This is a genomic window from Paraburkholderia heleia NBRC 101817, assembly GCF_000739775.1.
Classification (GTDB): Bacteria; Pseudomonadota; Gammaproteobacteria; order Burkholderiales; family Burkholderiaceae; genus Paraburkholderia; species Paraburkholderia heleia.
The window spans coordinates 147,156-167,599 of sequence record NZ_BBJH01000006.1 but is presented as its reverse complement, the minus strand read 5'-3'; the positions used below and the strand labels follow the sequence as shown (position 1 = coordinate 167,599).

Annotated in this window: 16 protein-coding genes and 3 pseudogenes; 13 read left to right on the top strand and 6 right to left on the bottom strand. The window is 61.2% G+C overall.

Going from position 1 to position 20,444, the window contains the following annotated elements; genetic code table 11:
- Positions 1–768: 768 nt before the first annotated feature.
- The 4 genes and pseudogenes from BHE01S_RS06415 to BHE01S_RS36550 all read left to right on the top strand — a co-directional run.
- Positions 769–2,670 (top strand): ABC-three component system protein, encoded by a 1,902-nt coding sequence (locus BHE01S_RS06415; RefSeq protein WP_042261759.1) that lies wholly within the window; start codon positions 769–771, stop codon positions 2,668–2,670.
- Positions 2,660–3,259: an ABC-three component system middle component 1 gene (locus BHE01S_RS06410; RefSeq protein ID WP_052405727.1), complete on the top strand. Its 600-nt coding sequence runs from the start codon at positions 2,660–2,662 to the stop codon at positions 3,257–3,259. Before BHE01S_RS06415 ends, BHE01S_RS06410 begins: the two co-directional genes overlap by 11 nt.
- Positions 3,256–6,207 carry an AAA family ATPase gene (locus tag BHE01S_RS36555; RefSeq protein ID WP_084068612.1) on the top strand — a complete coding sequence of 984 codons (2,952 nt, stop codon included), beginning with the start codon at positions 3,256–3,258 and terminating at the stop codon, positions 6,205–6,207. The genes BHE01S_RS06410 and BHE01S_RS36555 overlap by 4 nt, the downstream gene beginning before the upstream one ends.
- A 335-nt stretch (positions 6,208–6,542) precedes the next feature.
- Positions 6,543–6,825, top strand: a pseudogene (locus tag BHE01S_RS36550) (transposase); the annotation flags it as partial.
- Positions 6,826–6,882: 57 nt separating this feature from the next.
- Here the strand turns inward: BHE01S_RS36550 and BHE01S_RS36545 are convergent.
- A pseudogene (locus BHE01S_RS36545) lies at positions 6,883–7,693 on the bottom strand (IS5 family transposase).
- 84 nt (positions 7,694–7,777) lie between these two features.
- On the opposite strand from BHE01S_RS36545, the pseudogene BHE01S_RS06380 reads away from it, so the two are divergent.
- Positions 7,778–8,631: pseudogene (locus BHE01S_RS06380) on the top strand (IS3 family transposase); the annotation flags it as partial.
- A gap of 79 nt (positions 8,632–8,710) precedes the next feature.
- Here the strand turns inward: BHE01S_RS06380 and BHE01S_RS06375 are convergent.
- Both BHE01S_RS06375 and BHE01S_RS06370 read right to left on the bottom strand, forming a co-directional pair.
- Positions 8,711–10,204 carry a tyrosine-type recombinase/integrase gene (locus tag BHE01S_RS06375; RefSeq protein ID WP_042261748.1) on the bottom strand — a complete coding sequence of 498 codons (1,494 nt, stop codon included), beginning with the start codon at positions 10,202–10,204 and terminating at the stop codon, positions 8,711–8,713.
- Positions 10,201–11,160, bottom strand: coding sequence for a DNA-binding protein (locus tag BHE01S_RS06370; RefSeq protein WP_042261746.1), 960 nt, complete (start codon positions 11,158–11,160; stop codon positions 10,201–10,203). Before BHE01S_RS06370 ends, BHE01S_RS06375 begins: the two co-directional genes overlap by 4 nt.
- A gap of 674 nt (positions 11,161–11,834) precedes the next feature.
- Here BHE01S_RS06370 and BHE01S_RS06365 point away from each other — a divergent pair.
- The 8 genes from BHE01S_RS06365 to BHE01S_RS06330 all read left to right on the top strand — a co-directional run bounded on the left by BHE01S_RS06365 (position 11,835) and on the right by BHE01S_RS06330 (position 18,848).
- A complete protein-coding gene (locus BHE01S_RS06365; RefSeq protein ID WP_084068611.1) occupies positions 11,835–12,665 on the top strand; it encodes an aminotransferase class I/II-fold pyridoxal phosphate-dependent enzyme in 831 nt (276 codons plus the stop codon).
- 573 nt (positions 12,666–13,238) lie between these two features.
- Entirely contained in the window at positions 13,239–14,162 is a 924-nt protein-coding gene (locus BHE01S_RS06360; protein WP_042261743.1) for an AraC family transcriptional regulator, read from the top strand.
- Between the two features lie 148 nt (positions 14,163–14,310).
- Complete coding sequence (locus BHE01S_RS06355) at positions 14,311–15,099, top strand: acetoacetate decarboxylase (protein WP_407669476.1); 789 nt, start codon at positions 14,311–14,313, stop codon at positions 15,097–15,099.
- A 34-nt stretch (positions 15,100–15,133) separates the two neighbouring features.
- Entirely contained in the window at positions 15,134–15,916 is a 783-nt protein-coding gene (locus BHE01S_RS06350) for a 3-hydroxybutyrate dehydrogenase (RefSeq protein ID WP_042261741.1), read from the top strand.
- Positions 15,917–15,926: 10 nt separating this feature from the next.
- Positions 15,927–17,180 (top strand): DUF3734 domain-containing protein, encoded by a 1,254-nt coding sequence (locus tag BHE01S_RS06345; protein WP_042261738.1) that lies wholly within the window; start codon positions 15,927–15,929, stop codon positions 17,178–17,180.
- Positions 17,181–17,204: 24 nt separating this feature from the next.
- Entirely contained in the window at positions 17,205–17,720 is a 516-nt protein-coding gene (locus tag BHE01S_RS06340) for a hypothetical protein (RefSeq protein WP_157025166.1), read from the top strand.
- A gap of 100 nt (positions 17,721–17,820) precedes the next feature.
- Positions 17,821–18,372, top strand: a complete 552-nt coding sequence (locus BHE01S_RS06335; protein WP_042261734.1) for a 4-hydroxylaminobenzoate lyase — start codon at positions 17,821–17,823, stop codon at positions 18,370–18,372.
- A gap of 38 nt (positions 18,373–18,410) precedes the next feature.
- Complete coding sequence (locus BHE01S_RS06330) at positions 18,411–18,848, top strand: carboxymuconolactone decarboxylase family protein (RefSeq protein WP_042261732.1); 438 nt, start codon at positions 18,411–18,413, stop codon at positions 18,846–18,848.
- 10 nt (positions 18,849–18,858) lie between these two features.
- On the opposite strand, the gene BHE01S_RS06325 is transcribed toward BHE01S_RS06330, so the two are convergent.
- The 3 genes from BHE01S_RS06325 to BHE01S_RS06315 form a co-directional block, all read right to left on the bottom strand.
- Entirely contained in the window at positions 18,859–19,545 is a 687-nt protein-coding gene (locus BHE01S_RS06325) for a type 1 glutamine amidotransferase domain-containing protein (RefSeq protein ID WP_042261731.1), read from the bottom strand.
- A 51-nt stretch (positions 19,546–19,596) separates the two neighbouring features.
- Positions 19,597–20,079, bottom strand: coding sequence for a DUF3331 domain-containing protein (locus BHE01S_RS35955; protein WP_052405725.1), 483 nt, complete (start codon positions 20,077–20,079; stop codon positions 19,597–19,599).
- 87 nt (positions 20,080–20,166) lie between these two features.
- Entirely contained in the window at positions 20,167–20,400 is a 234-nt protein-coding gene (locus BHE01S_RS06315) for a tautomerase family protein (RefSeq protein ID WP_042262114.1), read from the bottom strand.
- Between the last annotated feature and the right edge of the window lie 44 nt (positions 20,401–20,444).

Genomic DNA, 20,444 nt, shown 5'->3' with positions numbered 1-20,444 from the left:
AATTTAGGGAGACGTTTTCTTTGTTGAGCTCGCGTGATTTAAGCGCCAGCTTTCGCCCTTCAGATTCGCTGGCGGCCGAGCGTCTGGAGCCTGGGCGCCGTGCTTCTAGGCAAAGCCTGCATTCAGTGCCAGAAATTTTGTCCTCCTGCCCGACGTGGCTATGCGCTGCTGGCGCGCAATCGGGCGCCTATCGCTCGGATAGGCGTGCATCGCGTATGCAAAGGTCTTCGGTGTGCAATGGGGTGCCGTCACCGGTGGTGTGGTTGGCGGCTATCCGCACTTTCTCGTCTAAATCCCGATGGGGCGGTCGGGTGCTTTTGCCCGTTGCTTGCGGTGCAGATACCTATTCTCCGGCGCGGCACACGGCCTGGGCGGAAGTCGCCGGATGCTCAAGAGGTGATTTTGAGCGACACCGGTGCGTTTGTCTGGCTTCTGAGTGTCGGTCGCCGGTACTTGAAGCGAATGTCGACGTCCTGTTATGCGTGCTTGATCCATGGCGCGCGGTCGGTGCCAATTGTGTATTTATGCGATTTGCATGTGATGCGGGTCAACGTCGCGAAGCGGTCGAGTGCGGCTCGTCGCGCAATTGCCCGTATTAATCAGCCCGCCTCGTAGCGAAAGATCACTGGCGCTTCGATGAAGCGCACAGCGTCGCCTACTTGATCGGGCAAGTTTCCAGGCCCTAGGCGAATTTGGATTTGCCGTCCGAAAAATGACAAGCTTTGAGGTAGTATTTCGCCGCAAGACGACGGCAAAATATTGGCTCACATGCAAAGAAAGCTAAGCCTGAAGCAGGCGGATGACTACGATTACCGGGTTGCAACGCTGTACGCCGCCAAAGCGGTGGTTGCATATATGGACAGCGCAGAGCTGTGCCAGCGCATCGGCAACGAGCAAGGTGACGTAGAGGAATGGGACGACGTCGTCTTGCATGGGGCAAATGGTGCAACGATTCACTGCCAGGTGAAGCGTCAGATGTTCGACTTTTCAACGCAAGGGCTGACGCGCGGATTGAAGTCGAAGGGCGGGAAAGACGGCGAAAAGCAAGAACTCACGCCGCTCGACTCCGCATTCGAAAAGCTGGCCAACTACTTCGCAAAGCCCGCCGCGACACGTGGCGGCGTGAAGCAATTCCGCCTGGCCATTCCGAACGCAAATATTCGGATCAAGAAAGACCTGACGATTGTGCACCTGCGAGCCGTCTGCGCAGAGTGGAGCAAGGTTGGTGCAACCGTAGAAGCCTTTTCCAATGCGGGTAGTCCGACAGACAAGGTTCGAACCTGGCTGTCGTCTTGGTGCGGCTTCGCGAGCGAAGAGGCGATGTTCGATTGTCTGCAAGCGTTAGAAGTTTGCGAGCACGGTGATGAAAGTCGCCTTGACGAGGACTGCCGCGTAAGTCTCTCGGGTTGGTACTCGTCGACAGACGAAGTTCGGCGCGCGGTTCGGGACTGCCTAGTAAAAAACGCCTCTTCTGAGCAGTCCATCACCCCCAGAATGATCGCCTGTGAGATTGACCGATACGTCCTCCCACAGAAGCGCGCGTGGGCTCGCTACCGCATGGCGAATTCGCTCGACTGGGAGGTCTCGGGCACGTTGTCGGGCCACGGCACTGATATTGAGACGCCGGAAACCGTTGTCGACCGGTTATGGGAGCCGGCCGAGGACCGTAACTACGAACTGCAATTCGGGCACGGATGCAACGGCGTACCTTCCAGTCCCTTGCAGCTCTCACTCATGAGACTCGCCTTGCATGTTGCGCAAGGCGTAGCAGTATCGGCCTCGGGTGTCGCTGGCTGGCACGCTACGGTCGCGCAGACCGTGCGTAGAACACTTGGACATTCCGAGGACGAGCTCGCTGCGCTGAGGTGGGGTAACTGGGTCGCGGCTCCCACCCCCACCGACCACAGAAGGTTACGGACGACCACGCACGTTGATCAAGAAGCCTCGCAGCTGGATGCGCGGATGAGTGCCCTCACTTGGAAGCATGTAAAGAATCGGGTGAGTGAGAGAATTGTTCAGGGCCGACCCAACGAGGTGCGTGATGCTGTAGAAGCCACGTGGGGCGAATGGCAAGACGAAATAGACGCGAATCCGTTGCTTCAGCAAGAGCTTGCAGCAGAGATGCTTTACGCGAAGAGTGAGGGCAGTCTCACCATTGGTGCTTTGCGCTCGGGACTGCGTACAGTTTCATTAATCGCCGACGCGCTCGTCATGCTTCTACACCTGGCGGCTGCCTCGGACGCGAAGGACCGGAGCTGGCGAAAGCTTGGCAGTGACCTGTCCGTAAGGACGGTCGCTTTGCGTTTTTGGGCAGGCCCAAATCAGCAAGTCGAGCACGTACGGCGATTTTTCGATGACGATGACATTTCCGAGCGAGCGGAGTTTCTCGGAAAAGAAACCGCACACGTGCTGGTGTTGCCGCAAGCTCGCTCGTCGGCGTCCGCCGTCTATGGCAAGACGCTGGCCGATGGCCGCGATGGGGGGGACAGCATTGCGGAACCCCGCACGCCGACGTCAATTGTGACGCATTCACAAGAGTATCAGGATGCCCTGCGGCAGAAGACCATTGCGAGCCTGAAGGATTTTCTTGCTAAAGCGCTGCAAGGTCGCGACGCGCAGCGCACGCAGCATATTAATACGCTTACGACGGGGAATCCCCATGCAGATTGATCATTGGATTGCGTCCTGGCAAGAGTTCGTCAATCCTCGCTTCGAGTTTTGCGAGCCAACGGAACAGTCGACCTCCCTGGAAAGCCTTGCGGGCGAAGGATTCTCGGCTCGTGTCCTACTGGTCCGCCGCGCTAGCGGGGAGCATAGGGGCTATCGCACGATCCTTGTGGCCCATACCGACTCACTCCGCGCTTCTGGCGCGGCGCTTCATTGGACGGCTGATGTGAGGGATGCCTTGCCGGAGCCCGCAACCGCGGACATCTACCTCTTTTTGGACATCGCGTCAGCCTCTTTGGATGATTGCCTCAGGCTCGAGGCGGACGATCAATATTGCAGAAAATATGTCAGGCGGCCGAACGAAAGCGGTGAGGAGTTCCTGAAGCGGACTTTCCTTGCCGCGCCAGTTTCCCCCCGACGAGTCGGCGAAATGGCGGACCCGCTATCGGCATCGCTCATGCAAGCGGCCAAAGTGCACGGTTGGTTCTCCCCCGAGGAGCAAATGCATTGGCGTCAGGCCTTAATGTCTGGCGTCACCGGTCAGGAACTTGCGGCACGGATCCTTGAGAATGCTTCTGGGGCAGACGCATGACGGTACTGAAGAAAATTACGCTTAGCAATATCAGAAGATTCGCTGCGGACGTGACAGTACCTGTATCTTCGCAGGCAACGATATTTCTTGCACCGAATGGTACTGGCAAGACAGCGTTATTCGAGGCGATCGAACTGGCTCTTACTGGCACTGTGGCCCGTCTTGATGAACACATGTTCGCGCTTGTGCGCGAGGGTGCGCAGCGCGCGGAAGTCAGTTTGGACTTTGGTGAGTTCGAGCATCGAGCTGCCGTTACGGCGGATACGACGCCGGTGTATTGGAGTGGGCCGTCCCAATTGCATGGGAAGGTGAATCCAGCGGACATTGGCTATTTGCTACGCCTGACTCATTTGCTCGATCAACGCGATAAGCACTGGTTCACCCAAGAGGAATCCTCGAGCGCCGGTGATCAACTGACTCGGCTGCCGATTGGAAAGGACGCCCAGCACGCTAGCGGTTTGATAACAGGCCTTAAGCAGGCGGTGACCAAAGTGCGGACGGAACGGGAGCGGAGTGCTAACGACGCGAAGAACGCTGTCCAAATTTGGAATAACCTCCTGCAGCGGCGTAACGAGGCGCGAGAGCAGGTCAGCCAAGAATTGCCCACGCTTGAGCAACTGGCGCAGGCGCTGCGGGGCCATTCTATAGGCCCGGTAAGCGCGGAAAACCTGGATAGTCTGGAGGCCGCTCAGGTCGTTTGTGTCAGTAACTATCAGACGCAATTGCGGGAGCTTCGAGGACAGCACGTTGCGTTGCAACAGATGGGCGCGGTCTGTACTGCATTTGCGTCAGCGGTCGGAGACGTGACTCGACTGGCAGAGTTGAAGGCACAACGCCAGCAAGCTCATGAAGAAGCGCAGCGAACGCGTGATGGAGCTGCAGCTAAAGTCACACTAGCCGCCGCTGCGCACATCGAAGCCGATCTTGGCCTGCAGCGCATCAGGGATGAGCTTCTTAAGGTCGAGGAGTTGGACCGACTGCAGCGTACCCAGCAGACTGAGAGGGAGGCGCTGGCAAATGAACGCCAGGCACATGCTCAGTTCGTCGTCGCGCGGACGTCCGCTTCTAATGCACTGAAAGTCGCGGAAGAAGCTGAGGACGCTCATGTCCAGTGGACTACTGCTCGAGCCGATTGGCAAGCTAAGGTAGGCGAGCTCGAAGAGGCTACACGCGCTTGGTCGGAGTGGAACTCCGACGTCGAGCAAATTCAAACTTCCGACGAGCGTATCACGGGCATCAACCAGTCAATTGCTGATCATCAGCGAGCGTTTAGCGAGAAAGAAGCCGCGCACGAACAAGCTCTAACCCGTGCGGCTGAAGCAAGAGAGCGCCTGCAAACCTTGCAACAATCTAGCGACAGCGTCAGGGCCGCGGTGGCAGCTATTGCCGCGGACTTACCGGACGAGCAGGGTGACTGTCCAGTTTGTGGGTTCGAGCACGGAGTGGTCGAACTAAGACGGCGCATGGCGAACCAGTTGCAGGCGGTCGACCCAGCGATGCGTAGCCTCGCAGAGCACGAGCGCGAATGCCGGGAGGCGGTCGCGCAGTCTGAGCGAGTGAAGGAGGAGGCGGCGCAATTGCATCGTCAAAGCGTTGCCCTTCGTGATGCCGCTGTCAGTGACCGACACGCTCTTCAGAGGCGAGTCGACGCAGTGCGCCGCATTCAAATCTTCGACGCGGCGAATCTTCAGACCGCAAACGAACGCCTGACTGCGCTGCGCAAGGAGCTCGACGCAGTAAAGGCGGCGCTGGACGAGCGGTCGCAGCATCTAGCTCAACGACCCACGCCCGAGGCGCTTGTGCAGTACCGCCAACTCGCTCACAACGCGGTAGGAAGCGAAACCGAGGCCGCACAAGCCGTGCGTCGTCGCGAATCGACGGTTTCAATGCTTCAGCAACAGTTGGACGCATGCTTGCCCCCGGCAACGCCGCCGCGGTCCTTGAAGTCGCTCAAAGAGGAGGTGACTATTCAAGGAGCGCTTGCGGAAAGCAAGTTGCAGGAGCGACGACAAGCCGAGGCGTCAGCCGAGATTGAGGAGGCGAGTCTGCGCCAATCTCAGGCGCTTTTCGACGGTGCACGCTCAGAGTGGCAATCTGCCGTTGACCGCATGGTCGAATGCCGCGAACGTTGGACTTTGCAACAACTGCCTGGAGAGCCGGATCAGTCAGTCCTGGACAGAACGTTGGCCGGTCGCGAGGTGGCTATTTCACGCGCCGAGGGTTCGTTTGCCGAACTGGACTTGATTAGGCAGCATATCGCTCGATTGCGCGGTGCGGTGGACTATCGAACGACACAAGAGACCATCGACGCGCATCGGGGAGAGCGTAGCGAGTTGGACTACGGTGCATTCTTGATACAGCAGTTCGACGCCGCAGCAAATGAGCTGAAGCGCGTTGACGAAAGCAGGTCGACGCTAGATACGTTCTCGACGGCTTTGACGAACGAGGTCGAGCAAATTCATGCACGTTTGGTCGATATCGAGCCTCTATGGCAATCGCTCCTCGGTCGAATCGTTCGCGAACCGAGATTTAGCCAGACCGGCCTTCAGTACCTGCTCCGCCGCAACAAACCTCATGCTCATGTGCAGGTGCCTGTTGGCGACCGGGAAGCTCCGGCATATAAGGTGGCAAGCGAAGCGCAGAAAGCGGATCTACAACTTTCATTCCTATTGTCCATGGCACAGGTTCATCGTTGGTCGCCATGGAAGGCACTCTTGTTGGATGATCCCACGCAGCATCATGACTTGGTGCATGCATCGGCCGTATTTGATGTGCTTCGGGACTATATCGTCGAGCAAGGGTTTCAAACGCTCGTAACGACGCATGACCCTGTGCAAGCTCGCTTCTTCGCACGCAAACTTGAAAACGATGGCGTAGATGTACAGTTGCTGACGCTTGCTCCGCTGGATGGCGGCGTCAACGTGCTGCCTTTGGGAAGAACGGTATAACAATACAGCAGACAACAGCGAAAACGCTTAAACATGACAGCCACTTCCTTCGTAGTGAATGTGCTTGACGCTCCGACTAGCGTACTCGGTGCGGCGATCATCTCGACGGTCGTAACTGGTGGCATCACTATCTGGACCAAGCGAAGCGAGAACTGCCATAAAGTGGAAGTCGACTCCTGAAGTCCAAGCTCGCTGACCCCCCAACAGACGTTGCGCTGTGCGACCATTGCGGTAAGCCAGAGGCAACGCACGACTGCATACGCCAGTCATTTAAGCTTGCCCCGAAAAACGAATCCTTGCTGAGCGTTTAACCTCAAGCACGGAGAGTCAAGAAGATGAGCCAGACGAAGCGGGCGCGCTACATGCTCGAATTCAAGCTGGAGGCGGTTCGGCTGGTCAAAGTGTCGCGGCGGTGGCCGCGGCGCTGGACGTGCCAGCGCAGTCGATCTCCAACTGGTTCAAAGCTGAGTAGGAAGGCAGGCTTGCCGGAGCGGGCACGAAGCCGGTAACCCCAGAGCAGATGAACCTGTCGAGACTTCGTGCCGAAGTGGCGCGGCTGAAGATTGAGCGCGACATCCTAAAAAAGGCCTGTGCGTACTTTGCGAAGGACTCCACGTGTAGTACGCCTTCATCGAACGCAATCGCCGTCAGTGGCCGATTTCAGTGTTAGAGGTGTTAACAGAATGACTTTTGCAAGTGTCGCCAGCATATGATGCAGCAGGCGATTCTGAGGAAAGCCTCGTGGATGCAAGCGAGCTGTTCGAAGCGGATGCGCAGTCGGCGGAAGTTGTGAAGCCACGAGATTGTCCGCTCCACAACCCAGCGTGTTTTGCCTAGCCCGCTACCGTGAGGCCGACCACGTCGAGCAATTTCGGTTGCAATGCCGGCGGCGTGCAGTGGACGGCGATATTTGTCATGGTCGTAGCCTCTGTCACCCTGAACGACCCGAGGCTTTGACAGTGGTTTGCCACGCTTGCCGCGGATTGGCGGAATTGCCTCGACCAGCGCCTGAAGTTGAGTGACGTCGTTGCGGTTGGCGCCGGTCAGAATCACCGCGAGCGGGATGCCCTGCGCTTCGGTGACGAGGTGGTGCTTTGAACCGGGTCGCGCGCGGTCTGTGGGATTCGGTCCTGTTTTTGACCTGAGCCCACAGCGCGGATTGAAGAGGAATCGACGATGACGCGAGACCAGTCGATTTGGTCGGCTGCACGCAATCGCGCAAGCAGCACTTCGTGCAACTGCTCCCAGACGCCAGCGGCCTGCCAGTCACGTGGCGACGCCAGCAACTCATGCCGCTGCCGCAACCCATCTAGCGAGGTAGCAGGTCCCAACGCAGGCCTGTCTGCAAGATGAAGGGAATGCCGGTGAGCACCGCACGATTGTCGAGCGGCTTGCGCCCCGGATAACGGGTTCGCCGCAGTTTGGGAGGGGGCAGCAACGGTTCGATGAGTGCCCAAAGTTCGTCGTCGAGTATCGGCTTGGCCATGTCCTTTTCGTCGTCGAAACAATGAAAAGGTTAACAGCATTCGTCGAGGGTTAACAGCCCCTTCGTTCATTTTGTTAAGGGTTCTTATGCGAAGTACTCGATGTGAGTCCCAGCGGGTTTTATCAGCGGCGGCAACGTGTTGCGCAGAACAATCCGCATCGGGGCCGCGTGAGCAACGACGCACTGCTGGCGCACATCAAGGCGATTCAAGCGGAGGCGAAGGGCTAGTACGGTTGGCCGCGCATGTGGAAAGAGCTGGTCGCGCGCGGCGTACGCGTGGGCAAGGAGCGGGTTCGCAAGTTGATGGCGCAGCATGGTACCCGCGCATGGCACAAGCGCAAGCACATCGCAACGACGAACTCGAACCACAACCTGCCGGTCGCGCCGAACCTGTTGAGGCGCAACTTCACGGCGGCAGCGCCGAATCAGGTCTGGACGAGCGACATCACGTATGTAGCGACGGCCGAGGGTTGCCTGTATCTGGCCGTCATAATCAACCTGTTCAGCCGGCAGGTGGTGGGCTGGTCGATGCAGACGCATATGAAGGCCGAACTGGTCACGGACGCGCTGCGCATCGCATGGTTCCGGCGCCGCCCTGAAGGTGGTGTAATTGTGCATAGCGACCGTGGCAGTCAGTATTGCAGCGGACTCTTCCAGTACACGCTCAAGGCGACGGCATGCGTTCGTCGATGAGCCGGCATGGCAATTGTTCGCCGACCGAAAGCCTGTGGGATTCGCTGAAGGTCGCACGACTGCACGGTCGGCACTTGGCGACGCGACGTGCGGCGATGGATGAAATCGTCGACTGGCTTGGTTTCTGCAATGCCCGCAGCCTGCATTTGACATTGAACTGCGTCAGTCCCCTGACGTTCGAGAAGAATTGGGCCGCCGCTCAGCGAGGGCAAGCGGCCTTATGGCTTCAGCTATGGGATTCGTAAAACAAGGGCAAGGTCAGCTCTGCAACACTTCCTTCCACGAGCCACCAAAGATAGCGTGTGCGAGGTCTATGAGCGCAATTTAGCGATCAGTGGTTGGAAAACTTCCCTCCACAAACGCACGCAGCTGCGTGATGTCGGTCCTCGCGTAGGCCGCCGTCGTCTGCACCGAGGCGTGGCCGAGCAGCGCCTGCGCCACCGGCAGCGGCACGCGATTGTCAACGACCAGGGTGCGCGCATAGCCGTGGCGCAGCCAGTGCGTCGAAGCCGCTTCGAGCGCCGCGCGCATCGCGCTGTCCGCGGGCGGCAGCCGGGCTGCTGCCAGCGCAAACACCGCCCGCACCTCGTCGTAGAGGCCGCTCGCACCCAGCGCGCGGCCGCGTTCGCTGTGGATGAGCGGTAACTGTTCGCCGGGCGGCGGGTCGGCGGGCAGGCCCCGCGCGCGCCGGTAGGCACGCAGCACCGGCAGGCAGCCTGAGGGCAGGGGAATCGCGCGGAGTTTGTTCCCCTTGCCGGTGACGTGCAGGGTCCACTGCCGGGCCTCATCCACCTCGATGCGCGGCAGCGAGCGTTCCTCATGCCACACCAGTTCGGCGAGCCGGATACCCGCAAAGCGGTACAGCGCCCAGATGGCCCTGCGCCTGGCCCAGACCGTTGCCGGAACGTCTTCCGGCGCGTCACAGGCGGCGACCGCATCGCAGTGCGCCAGGGCCGCCGCGGGCAGGAACCGCAGCGGTGTCCAGGTCATGCGGGCGCGCCGCCCGGCCGCGAGGCCTTCCGCCGGATTGACCGTGAGATAGCCCGTGCGGTGCCACCAGGCAAAAAGGCTCGAGACCACGGCGAGCGCACGCGAGACGGTGGCGGGTGCTGCACGCCGGACCTCACCGCTGGCACCGGCCCGCGGGGCCTGCACGCCGTCGCGGTATGCCATCAGGTCCTGGCGGGTGAGATCCGAGAACGGCCCCAGGTGCTCGCGCCGGCACCAGGCCGCGAGCCGCCGCAGTTCCGTCACGTAGGCACGCAGGGTGTGCGGTGAGTGCGAGGCCCGCTCGCGCAGGAAAAGTTTCACGGCCTGCGCGTCATCGGCCACACCGAGGGTGTTGGTCAGTGCCGCCGCATTCGCGAAGCGCCCGGCGCGTGCCAGCCACACCGGATCGACGGCAGCGGGCAGCAGGGTCGCGTCATCCGTGACGGCCTGCTGAACCGTGACGGCGGTGTCCGGCACAGGGCCTGCCGTCATGAAACGGAAGCGCCGCCGGTGCTGCCGCAGCGTGCGTTCAAGCACGGTGGCGGCGGACGGGGCCGAACTCTCCGGCACCACGCGCAGACGGCCACGGTCCCAGTACTCGACGGCCGCGTCATGCTCGAGCAGCAGCGCGAACACGGCAGGGTGCTCGCGCTTCGCGTCGGCGAGCGACGGGCAGCCGCGCTTCAGGGCCGTGAGCGTCCAGCGCAGGTAGACCGGGTGGCCGAGCGCGTGGGCGACGTACGCGAGCGCAGCATCGGTGGTGTCCGGCAGGCGCTGCGGTGGCCGGCAGCCGGTATCGAGCCAGCTCGATAGAGTAGCCGGAGTCATCGCGCTTTCCCCCTGGCCCTGCCGGCGGCCGCCTTTGTCGTCCGGGCCGTGCGGTGGGCGGCTGGCCGCGTACCTGCCGCCTTGCCCCGTCCACTGACTGAACCGGTGCCGATGCGCGCCAGCGTCTGGCGCTGCTGGTCCACCAGCGTGGCGAGCGCCGCGGCTTCCGCGACGGCGTGCTGCCGGGCCTCGCGTTCCTGTGACAGGTCCGTGAGCAGGCGCTCGCGCAGCGACTCGAGCGCGGCCAGGCGCTCCGCTGTGCGTCCCAGTTCCGCCTCGAGGCGTTGCCGCTCCGTCTGGAAGGCCTCGCGCTGGTGGGCGGTTTCGCGCAGCAGCTGTCTCGACAGGCCCTCGTAGCGCACCCGCTCCGCGGCGAGTTCGCGTTCGTGCCGCTGCGTCGCCTCAGCCGTGGCGGTACCGGCCGCCGTGAGCCGGGCCTGCAGCCCGGCGCATGACGATTCCAGCGCCTGGGCGCGTTCCTGGAGTGCCCGGCCTTCGAGCCGCAGGCCAAGCAGGTCGTCGGCGCGTGTGGCAAGCTGCGCGCGCAGGTCAGCCAGTTCCGTGCGCAGCAGTTCCGTACGCAGTTCCGCTTCGTGCCGCACGACATCGGCGGCCGCCTTGACCTGTTCCGCCTCCTGCCGCAGCCGCACGATGCCGTCGAGCTGGGTGGCGACGGCCGCCTCCCACAGCGCGCGCATCTGCGCGGCGATCTCGTGTGGGACATCGGGCACTGCGAACCCCGCGAGGCCCGCCTGCACGAGTTCCGCCTCGATGGCATTCAGGTGCCGCGAGAGCGTGGCGGGATCGCCGGCGCCCAGGCGCGCGCGCAGCTTGCGCACCGAGACGATCCTGCGGAAACGGGCATCGGACGCGGGCGCCGGGTCGCCGGCCTCGGCGAGCATCGCGAGGACGGTAGCGCGGATCGCGTCGGGGGTGACAGCGGCGGGGCGGGCCATGGGGGCCTCCGGCAGCGGACGGGTGGCAAGCAGGCTGCGAGCGGGCAGCAAGCGGGCAGCCAGCGCCGGTGCGAGACGGGGCGATCGGCAAAGCCGGCCGCGCGACGCGCAGGGCGGGAATTCCAGCATAGATTACGCACAGGCCTGACGCCAGAAAACCGTTTCTGGCGCGGTTAGAAAGACCAATGGCGTGATAAACCCCATTATCGCGGTCAGCCGACAGTCAACTGCCTTGACGCGACGGCTTGCGGCCGCCTGAAGGGGCACGGCCGGCTGGAAGGCGATCACCGCCAGGCAGGCCGTGTGGGGTGGAGCCTGCGCGATGCCGGGGCCCGTTGCTCGCGGGATCCGGCCGGTAATCCGGAGGCATCAGTCCGGGGGCGGTTGGGAATTTGACGCGTCGGATACCCACGAGTGGCGGGTATGCTACCCAGCGCGTGGCGTTCGATGCAACGCTACTCGACACTGCGTTGGATCTTACGGAGTAGGGAGTCTGCCGGCTACCGAGCGATCGAAGGCGCCGGCTTGAACGCGGACAACAGGGAAGTGAACCTTTATGGAACGTAAAAACAATCTATCAGTGCCTTCCGCTTGGTTTGATCCGGCCAAATATGGCTGTGCGTCCGATCTGGACATATGGGGATGGCATTGGAACATCATGTACAGATTGAGGCTTGCCCAGATGTAGCTCGTCCAGCTATCCTGGGATCGTCGCGCTTGCACGCCAGTTGCGGCTCAATCTCGTTGGCATCGAAATCGACGACGAAGGCATCGTGCCCGACGCGCTCGAACGCGCTTGCTGTCTGCTCGCGCCGCGCGCGCTCTTTTGTGTGCCGACGCTCCACAACCCCACCTCGGCGACGCTTTCCGGGGCTCGCCGCGCCGCGATCGCTGAAATCGCGGTGCGCCACAACCTCGTGGTGATCGAAGACCTCGTGCCGGCGGCACTGCTCGACGCGCCGCCGGTGCCGCTGACCGCGCGCCTGCCTGAGCACGGCATCGCCATCAGCAGTCTTTCGAAGGCGGTGGCGCCGGGGTTGCGGATCGGCTATGTGCACGCCCCTCAGGATTGGGTGGGCAAGATCCTTGCCGTGATCCGCAGCGATTGCTGGATGACCGCGCCGCCTTCGGCGGAGATCGCCGCGCGGTGGATCGTCGGTGGGGAAATCGAGCAGCTCATCGCGCAGCAGCGCTTGCAGGTGGCGCAGCGTCAGGCAATCGCGGCCGAGGTGCTCGCGGACTGGAGCTGGCGCACCGATCCGGCGAGCCCGCATCTATGGCTGCCGCTCGCGGAGCCGTGGCGCGCGGCGGAATTTTCGTCGGCGCTGCGCCAGGCAGGCGTGCTCGCGAAGACGGCGGACAGCTTCGTGATCGGGCGCGGATCGGCGCCGCATGCGGTGCGGCTGAGCCTCGGCGGGGCGCGCAGCGACGAAGCGCTGCGCGAGGGGCTGGAACTGCTCGCACGCACGCTGCGCACCGGGCCCGAAGGGCTTTACTCGGCCTGAATCGCGCGGGGAAGGGGGCGTGTCGCCGCTCGACTTCGCGCGACAGGGAGCCTTCATCTGCGGGGCTCGAAGCATTAATAAGGATGGCGAACAAAATAATATTGATACTGCTGATGACGGACCTCGTCACATGGTTTGCGTCTTCCTCGCGCAGAAACTGGATCCGTCCATGTCCAGCCCTTTCCCGCTGGCCGTTGCTACCCCGTCGCACAGAGGGCTATTTACAACTTCCTATCAGCGCCGCGCAGGCGATTTCGACGTCGAACTCGCGGGGTGGCGACGCGACCTCGCCAGGCGGCGCCTCGATCGGCCCGGACGGCACGCTGCTTTCAGCGCGGGGCTCGCGCCGCCTCGGGCGGGTCTTACGTGCATGTCTGGAAGACCAAGGACGGGAAGGGGCAGCTCTCACACTCGTCCCGCGTGTTCGAGGAAACTTGAGAAACCCTATGCTATCGCGTCACCCGCTTATGAATATCGAACCGCATGAGGCAGCGAGCACGCATTCTTGCTCGCTGCGTCCATTCGAACGATACTCAACCGGTCAATTCTGCTATTGCATCGTACGAATTCCCCATGGACCCGCTTTCGGATGTGTTCTCCCTGCTGAAGGTAAAAAGCGTGCTTTCGGCGCGTTTTGAGGCTGCCGGCGCCTGGGCACTGCGATTTCCCGCCTATCGTCATGTCAAGTTTGGCGGCGTCGTCAAGGGCGCTCGATGGGTATGGATCGAAGGCGTTACCGCGCCCACGAAAATGGAGGAGGGGGACTTCTGTCTGCTCACAGACGGACTGCCTCACTGTTTTGCGAGCGACCCCGGCGCGGCGCGGCAAGACGGCGAGAAGGTGTTCGCCAGTCACCTGGATGCGGACGGCATTGTTCGCTATGGGCGTGGAGATATGCGCACGATTAGCGTCGGAGGTCTTTTTGAATTCGATGGTGACACGAGCGGCTTGCTGCTCAATTTTCTGCCCCCGCTTGTTCATATTCGCGCGGATTCGCCGGGGGGCACCTCGCTGAGCGCAGCGCTCGAACTGATCAGGGCGGAGACGGAATCAGTCCGGCCAGGAGCGGCGGCCATGGCGGGCAGTATCGCGAATATTGTGCTGGTGAATGTCCTGCGCGCTCATCTTGCCGCCAGCCCTTGCTCAGCCGGCTGGCTCGGCGCGCTCTCGGATCCAAGGATTGGTTCCGCGCTAAGGATGGTGCACGAAGAAATCGCACGTCGCTGGAAAGTGGACGACCTGGCATCGAAGGTCGGTATGTCGCGCACGGCGTTCATTGAGCGCTTCAAGGATCTCGTTGGCTTGCCTCCACTGGAGTATCTGATTCGTTGGCGCATGACGATCGCGAGAGATGCCCTGAAGACTGGCAATGACAGCCTCGCGAGCATCGCCACCGCCGTTGGCTATGCGTCCGAGACGACGTTTAGCGCGACTTTCAAAAAGATGTTTGGTCAGAGCCCTGGCCGGTATCGCTCGCAAGCGCGAAGTAAGGTTTGAATGCCTCGGATGGGATATGCCGAACGGCAGCATGCCTACGATCTTCCCAATAACTGGAAGATAGATTCCTGATGCCAACGGATTCTCTCGGCATGCGGGAGTGAGTAGCATCTGCTGCGGTGCAATTCAATCTCAACGAGAGAACATCATGACCCGCCTGAGCCTGGCTTCGATTCGCCAAGACGCCTTTGCGATGCCTGTCCACAACCCCGCCTATCCCCGGCCGCCGTACCGCTTTATCAATCGGGAATATTTCGTCATTTCCTACCAGACTGATTTCGAGGCGCTGCGAGCCATCGTGCCGGAGCCATTGCTTCCCGAAAACGATCTTGTGCATTACGAATTTATTCGCATGCCGGACTCGTCGGGTTTCGGAGACTACACGGAAACCGGACAGGTCATCTCGGTGCGCGACGAGGACGGTCGCCTCGGCAACTACACCCATTCGATGTACCTCGATGACGAAGGCCCGATCGCTGGTGGTCGGGAACTCTGGGGCTTTCCGAAGAAGCTGGCGAGACCGACCTTGAGCGTCGATGGCAACGACACGTTGCTCGGCACGCTCGACTACGGCACACAGCGGATCGCAACCGGCACGATGGGTTATAAGCACCTGCCACTCGATATCGAAGCCGAACGCAAAAAGCTTGCGGAAACCCCAAATTATCTGCTGAAGGTGATCCCGCACGTAGACGGTTCGGCGCGCGTATGCGAGCTCGTGCGTTTCTACTTGCGCGACGTGAGCGTGCTCGGGGCGTGGACGGGTCCAGCCGGGCTCGAGCTGCATTCGCATGCGTTGGCGCCGGTGGCCGATTTGCCGGTGAAGCGGGTGGTCGGCGCACGGCATGTGATTGCCAATCTCACGCTGGATATCGGTGAGGTCGCGCTCGACTATCTGGCTGCGGCTGAGAGCATGAAGCTCGCGGTCAATCGATAAGGTATGCGGGTTAACAAAAGAGAAGGAGTACAACATGCCTTTGAACAACAAAGTCGCGCTGGTGACAGGTGCGGCGAGCGGCATTGGTGAGCAGTGCGCACGAAAACTCGCGAGTCTCGGCGCCGCGGTGGTCATCGCCGACCTGAATCTCGAGCACGCCCAGAAGGTCGCCAGCAGCATCGTTGTGACCGGCGGCAAGGCGTTGGCGCTCGCCATGGATGTCACCAGCGAAGAAGCGGTCAATAGCGGCATTGAGCAGGCGGTCAAGGATTTCGGCAGCATCGACGTGCTTGTGTCGAACGCGGGCATCCAGATCGTTGCGTCGATTGAGGAATATGCGTTTTCCGACTGGAAGAAGATGCTGTCGATCCACCTGGACGGCGCCTTCCTCACGACGAAGGCGGCGCTCAAGCATATGTACGCGGGCGGCAAGGGCGGCTCGATCGTTTATATGGGCTCGGTCCATTCGCACGAGGCGTCGAAGCTGAAGTCGGCCTATGTGACAGCCAAGCATGGCCTGCTGGGACTCGCACGGGTAGTCGCGAAAGAAGGCGGGCCGCGCGGCGTGCGGGCGAATGTCGTGTGCCCGGGCTATGTTCGCACGCCACTCGTCGACAAGCAGATTCCCGAGCAGGCCAGGGCGCTGGGTCTCTCCGAAGCCGAAGTCGTCAAGAACGTCATGCTCAAGGAAACCGTCGACAGTGAATTCACCACGCTGGATGATGTCGCCAACACGGTTGCGTTCCTTGCGGGTTTCGAATCGTCTGCGCTCACCGGGCAGTCGCTGATCGTCAGCCACGGCTGGGTAATGCAATAAGGAGCCGGGTATGCGCAGCAGCACAAGTCAAACCAGCCGGCAGCCGGATACGTTCTTGTTGCCGCACTACGACGAAGTGGCTCTGGTGCTTCAGGGCGGTGGCGCGCTCGGGTCTTACCAGGCCGGCGTATACGAGGGTCTGGCCGAGATGGGGGTGCAACCGGGCACGATCTCGGGCATTTCGATCGGCGCGCTCAACACTGCCATCATTGCAGGCAATGCGCCGGAAAGGCGCGTGGAAGCCTTGCGCGGTTTCTGGAACCGGATCTGCCATCCACGCGACTGGGTGGGCGGACTGGGCGCATGGATGCCACCAATGTTCGGAATACACGACTTCCCGCACAAGTGGGCCAGCGTATGGGCGGCCGGGCGCGCCGTGACCGAGGGGCAGCCGGGATTTTTCTCGCCGCGCGTGCTGTTGCCGGTGGCGGGTTTCGGCAAGCAAAACCCCAACGTGGTCAGCTACTACGATACGGCCGCCCTGAAGCAGACACTGTTGGAGTTTGCCGATTTCGACCGGATCAACGACGGCGGCATCCGTGTTTCAGTGGGGGCGGTGAACGTACGCACTGGCAACCTGGTGTACTTCGACAACACGAAAATGCCTTTGAAGCCCGAGCATTTCATGGCGTCGGGGGCGTTGCCGCCCGGTTTTCCGGCGGTCGAGATCGACGGCGAGTATTACTGGGACGGCGGCCTCGTGTCGAACACGCCATTGACGGAGGTGCTGCGCGATGCGGACCACAAGGACGCACTGGTGTTTCAGGTCGATCTCTGGAGCGCGCGCGGCAACGCGCCGGGGGACTTCTTCGACGTCTCCGCGCGTGCCAAAGACATCCAGTATTCGAGCCGCACGCGCGCGGTGACCAGCATGCTGGCGGATCGTCAGAAGCATGCGCGTTTCATCAGGGAACTGCTCGCGCACATTCCAGCCGAACTGCGCGGGACCGATCCGCTCTTTCGTCTCGCCGAAGAGGCGGCCGACGGCAGCGCGATCAACGTGGTGCACCTCATTTACAAGAACAAACCTTATGAAGGGCACTATAAGGACTACGAATTCAGCATCGATACGATGCGGGAGCATTGGGAAAGCGGTCTCGAAGATATCCGCGATTCGTTTTCCCATCGCGAGTGGTTCGATGTGCCAAGCCGCGAGCAGGGTTTCGTGACGCACGACGTACATCGCTTGCCTGGCGCGGTGCCGGAGTGTGACCGTGACGCACTGATATTGCCCCTCGGGGAAGAACGGAAAATCGCGGCTTGACAGGTTGGCGGTCGAGATCGGCTAATGGATCAGAGAGTGCGCATCGTGAGTAAAGAGCCTGATATCTGCGCGGATGGCTGCGCAGTGAATTGCTATCACCGGGAAGCCTTGCGAATGCCGTGGGGCTATATTTTCCGCAGCGTCGCAATGATTGTGCTGGCTGTTTCCCCGGCGATCGTATGCGCCTGCTTTGCACAGGCTTCGGCACAGTGGGATCTGTTCGAACGGTCTGGATCGGTCATCACGATCACTGGCCTTCTGCTGGCCTCGCGCCGCTATCTCGAACACACGGTGACGGATCTGGTGATCGCCCACGCGAACGAGGCCGCCGGATTCAGGCCCCATAACGCTTTGAGCGAGGTCATGGCGGCGAGGCGTGGGCTGACGCTTTCGGCGTTCGGGACGCTCATTTGGGGATGGGGCATATTCCTGCAGTGGTGGAGTTTCGGCGTGCTGGCGTTGTGGATGGCATTCGTGGTCTACCGCGCATTTCGCGACCCGGTTCTACAACGCCGTGGCGATGACGTGTCGCCGCTATAAATATGGACGATACGATAGGAAATCTGGCCGATTGATGATGGATGGAATGGGAGCCGTGAGGAAGAATGCTTGCTCCGACGTTCACAAATTCCATGCAACGATGTCGCAGACCCAATACACCAGCAGCAAAGACGAGCTTGTCGCCCGCCTCGTTCCCTTCTTGCATGAGGTCAAGGACATGACCGCCGGCTTCGAGGTCGAGCAATGGCTGAATGACAAGTACGGTCTGGAGAGCGCGCTGTACCGGGACCTCGCGCGCCTGATTACCCTCGGCGTGAAAGAGGGCTGGGCGGCGAACACCGAGATCGCTGGCCCACGTTACCGTCGCTCGCATCTCGTCGCGCCGAGTGCGCAGACGTTCTTTTTCAGTGCCACGGCAGTGCTTCTGGACAGCACGGATAACACGCAGCAGAACCCGGAAGGCAGCTTCCGCGCTGATTTCCATATTCATCCATACGGCGAGATCAATCTGGTAGTGCCGCTTGACGACGGCGCAGCGCTCGCGGGTCCAAATGGCTGGTGTCATGGCGGATGGACGGCGCCCGAGCCCGGCAGCCATCACTTTCCGGAAGTCAAGGGCGGCGCCGTCATTTCGCTCACTTTCTTGCCCGCGGGGCGCATTGCGTTCGGCGCAGAAGCGCCGCAGCACTGAAACAATCTGGCTCGTCTTAACTCTCCCCCAAGCCCAACATGGAACAACGTCTCGACTTCTTTAAGGCCAACCCGAACGCCATTCAGGCGCTGCTCTCGCTAGAAGAACAAATCGGTAAATCAACGCTGGAAAAGTCCCTCACCGAGTTGGTTCGTCTGCGCGCGTCGCAAGTCAACGGGTGCGCATTCTGCGTGGACATGCACGCAACCGACGCACGCAAAGGCGGGGAAACCGATCGCCGATTGGCGGCCGTGGTCGTCTGGCGCGAAACGCCATTCTTCACAGACCGCGAACGCGCCGCACTGGAATGGACGGAAGCCGTCACACTCGTATCGCGGCATCACGTGCCCGACGAGCTATGGAAAGCCGTCAAGCCGCATTTCAGCGACGCGGAGATCGTCGACCTAACCTTACTCGTTTCGGCGATCAATACCTGGAACCGGCTTGCGATTTCCTTCCGCAAAATGCCGGCCTGAGGGCTGAGCGTCAGTGACGCTTGCCCAGCTTCTCCAGTAACGCTTTGGCGGCCGGTCCCGACGACGCTGGATTCTGCCCGGTGAGCAGGAGGCCGTCTTCGAGCACATACGGCTGCCAGTCGGGGCCCTTCGAATAGTTTCCGCCCTTCGCCTTGAGTTCGTCTTCAACGAGGAACGGGACCACCTTGGTCAGCCCAACCGCTTCCTCTTCCGAATTCGTAAAGCCCGTGACCCGCTTTCCGTTGACGAGCGGCTTGCCATCCGGGCCTTTGACGTGTCGCAGCACGCCGGGCGCATGGCATACGAAATCGACGGCTCTCCCGGCTGCGATCGTACGCTCGATCAGGCCAATAGAATCGGGGTCTTCAGCGAGATCCCACAGCGGACCATGGCCGCCCGGATAGAAGACCGCATCGAATTCGCCATGGGCGACATCCTTGAGCTTTGCGGTGTTGGCCAGATCCGCCGCCGCAGCGGGGTCGGCTTCGAAACGACGTGTCAGGTCCGTCTGAAAGTCCGGCTCATTGCTCTTGGGGTCGAGCGGTGGTTTTCCGCCCTTGGGCGACGCGAGCACGACTTGCACCCCGGCGTCCTTGAACACGTAGTAAGGTGCAGCCAGTTCCTCGAGCCAGAACCCGGTCTTGCGGCCTGTATTGCCCAGTTCATCATGCGAAGTCAAAACCATAAGAATCTTCATGACGCTCTCCTTTAATACGTTTTCACAACTTCCGGTTGCAGAAAATCCCTATCAAGCCAAAGCAAAGGAATGAATCATGGCGTTTACATTCACGGGAACGACCAACGTGCGGGTATAAGGCCGATAGATCAAGTCGTCGCGCCGGATTGCCTTGCCGCTCACTGCGCACACGCCGGCTCGGCGCGCCTTTGCGCAAACCCAGATTTGATAGCCGTAGTGGCATGAGGCTGAGCACCAGCGCAATGCGACGGTTCTGGGGGAAAGGCGCTCGAGGAGTGTGATGACGGCTACGCAGGGTGCGTCGCGCGTCGTGTCGCGCTTTTCCCGGAGTTTACGGCACCTTCCGTCGTCGGGGCGCGGCGGCGCGCGCGTGAGTTCGGGGGGATTCAAGGTCTCTGCGCGTGGCTCTTTCGTGCAAAGCCTGTCGAGAAGCAGGAGTGTCTGCTCCCATGGGTCCGGGCGTAGGACGAGCTTGTCGCCCGTCATCGCGCCCATGTTGCGTGACTGTGTTCGAAGTCCGTCGTCGGTATTCATGCGAGGCCTCAATTGAAGATTGAAAGCGCCACGATGCGACCGGTAACCGGGCGCGCGAGGCCTGACTCTCGTGCAGGCCACGCGCGCTTACTTGATGAGGCCCTTCTGTCTGCGGTAGACGTCGGTGGGCAAGCCACCCCATCCCCAGTTTTCCGTTGGCACTTCTTCGATGACGACGAAAGTCGCCTCCAACGGTTTATTCAATACGTCGAGCAATAGTTCACTCACGCCCTTAATGAGCTGGGCCTTTTCATCCGGCGTAACGGAATCTGTTCCAGGCCGTGTGCCTTCGCGTGTAACCTGGATTGTGACGATCGGCATTTCGCTATCCTCGATGGTGAACGTTGGGAGAAGCGCCGGCGCTC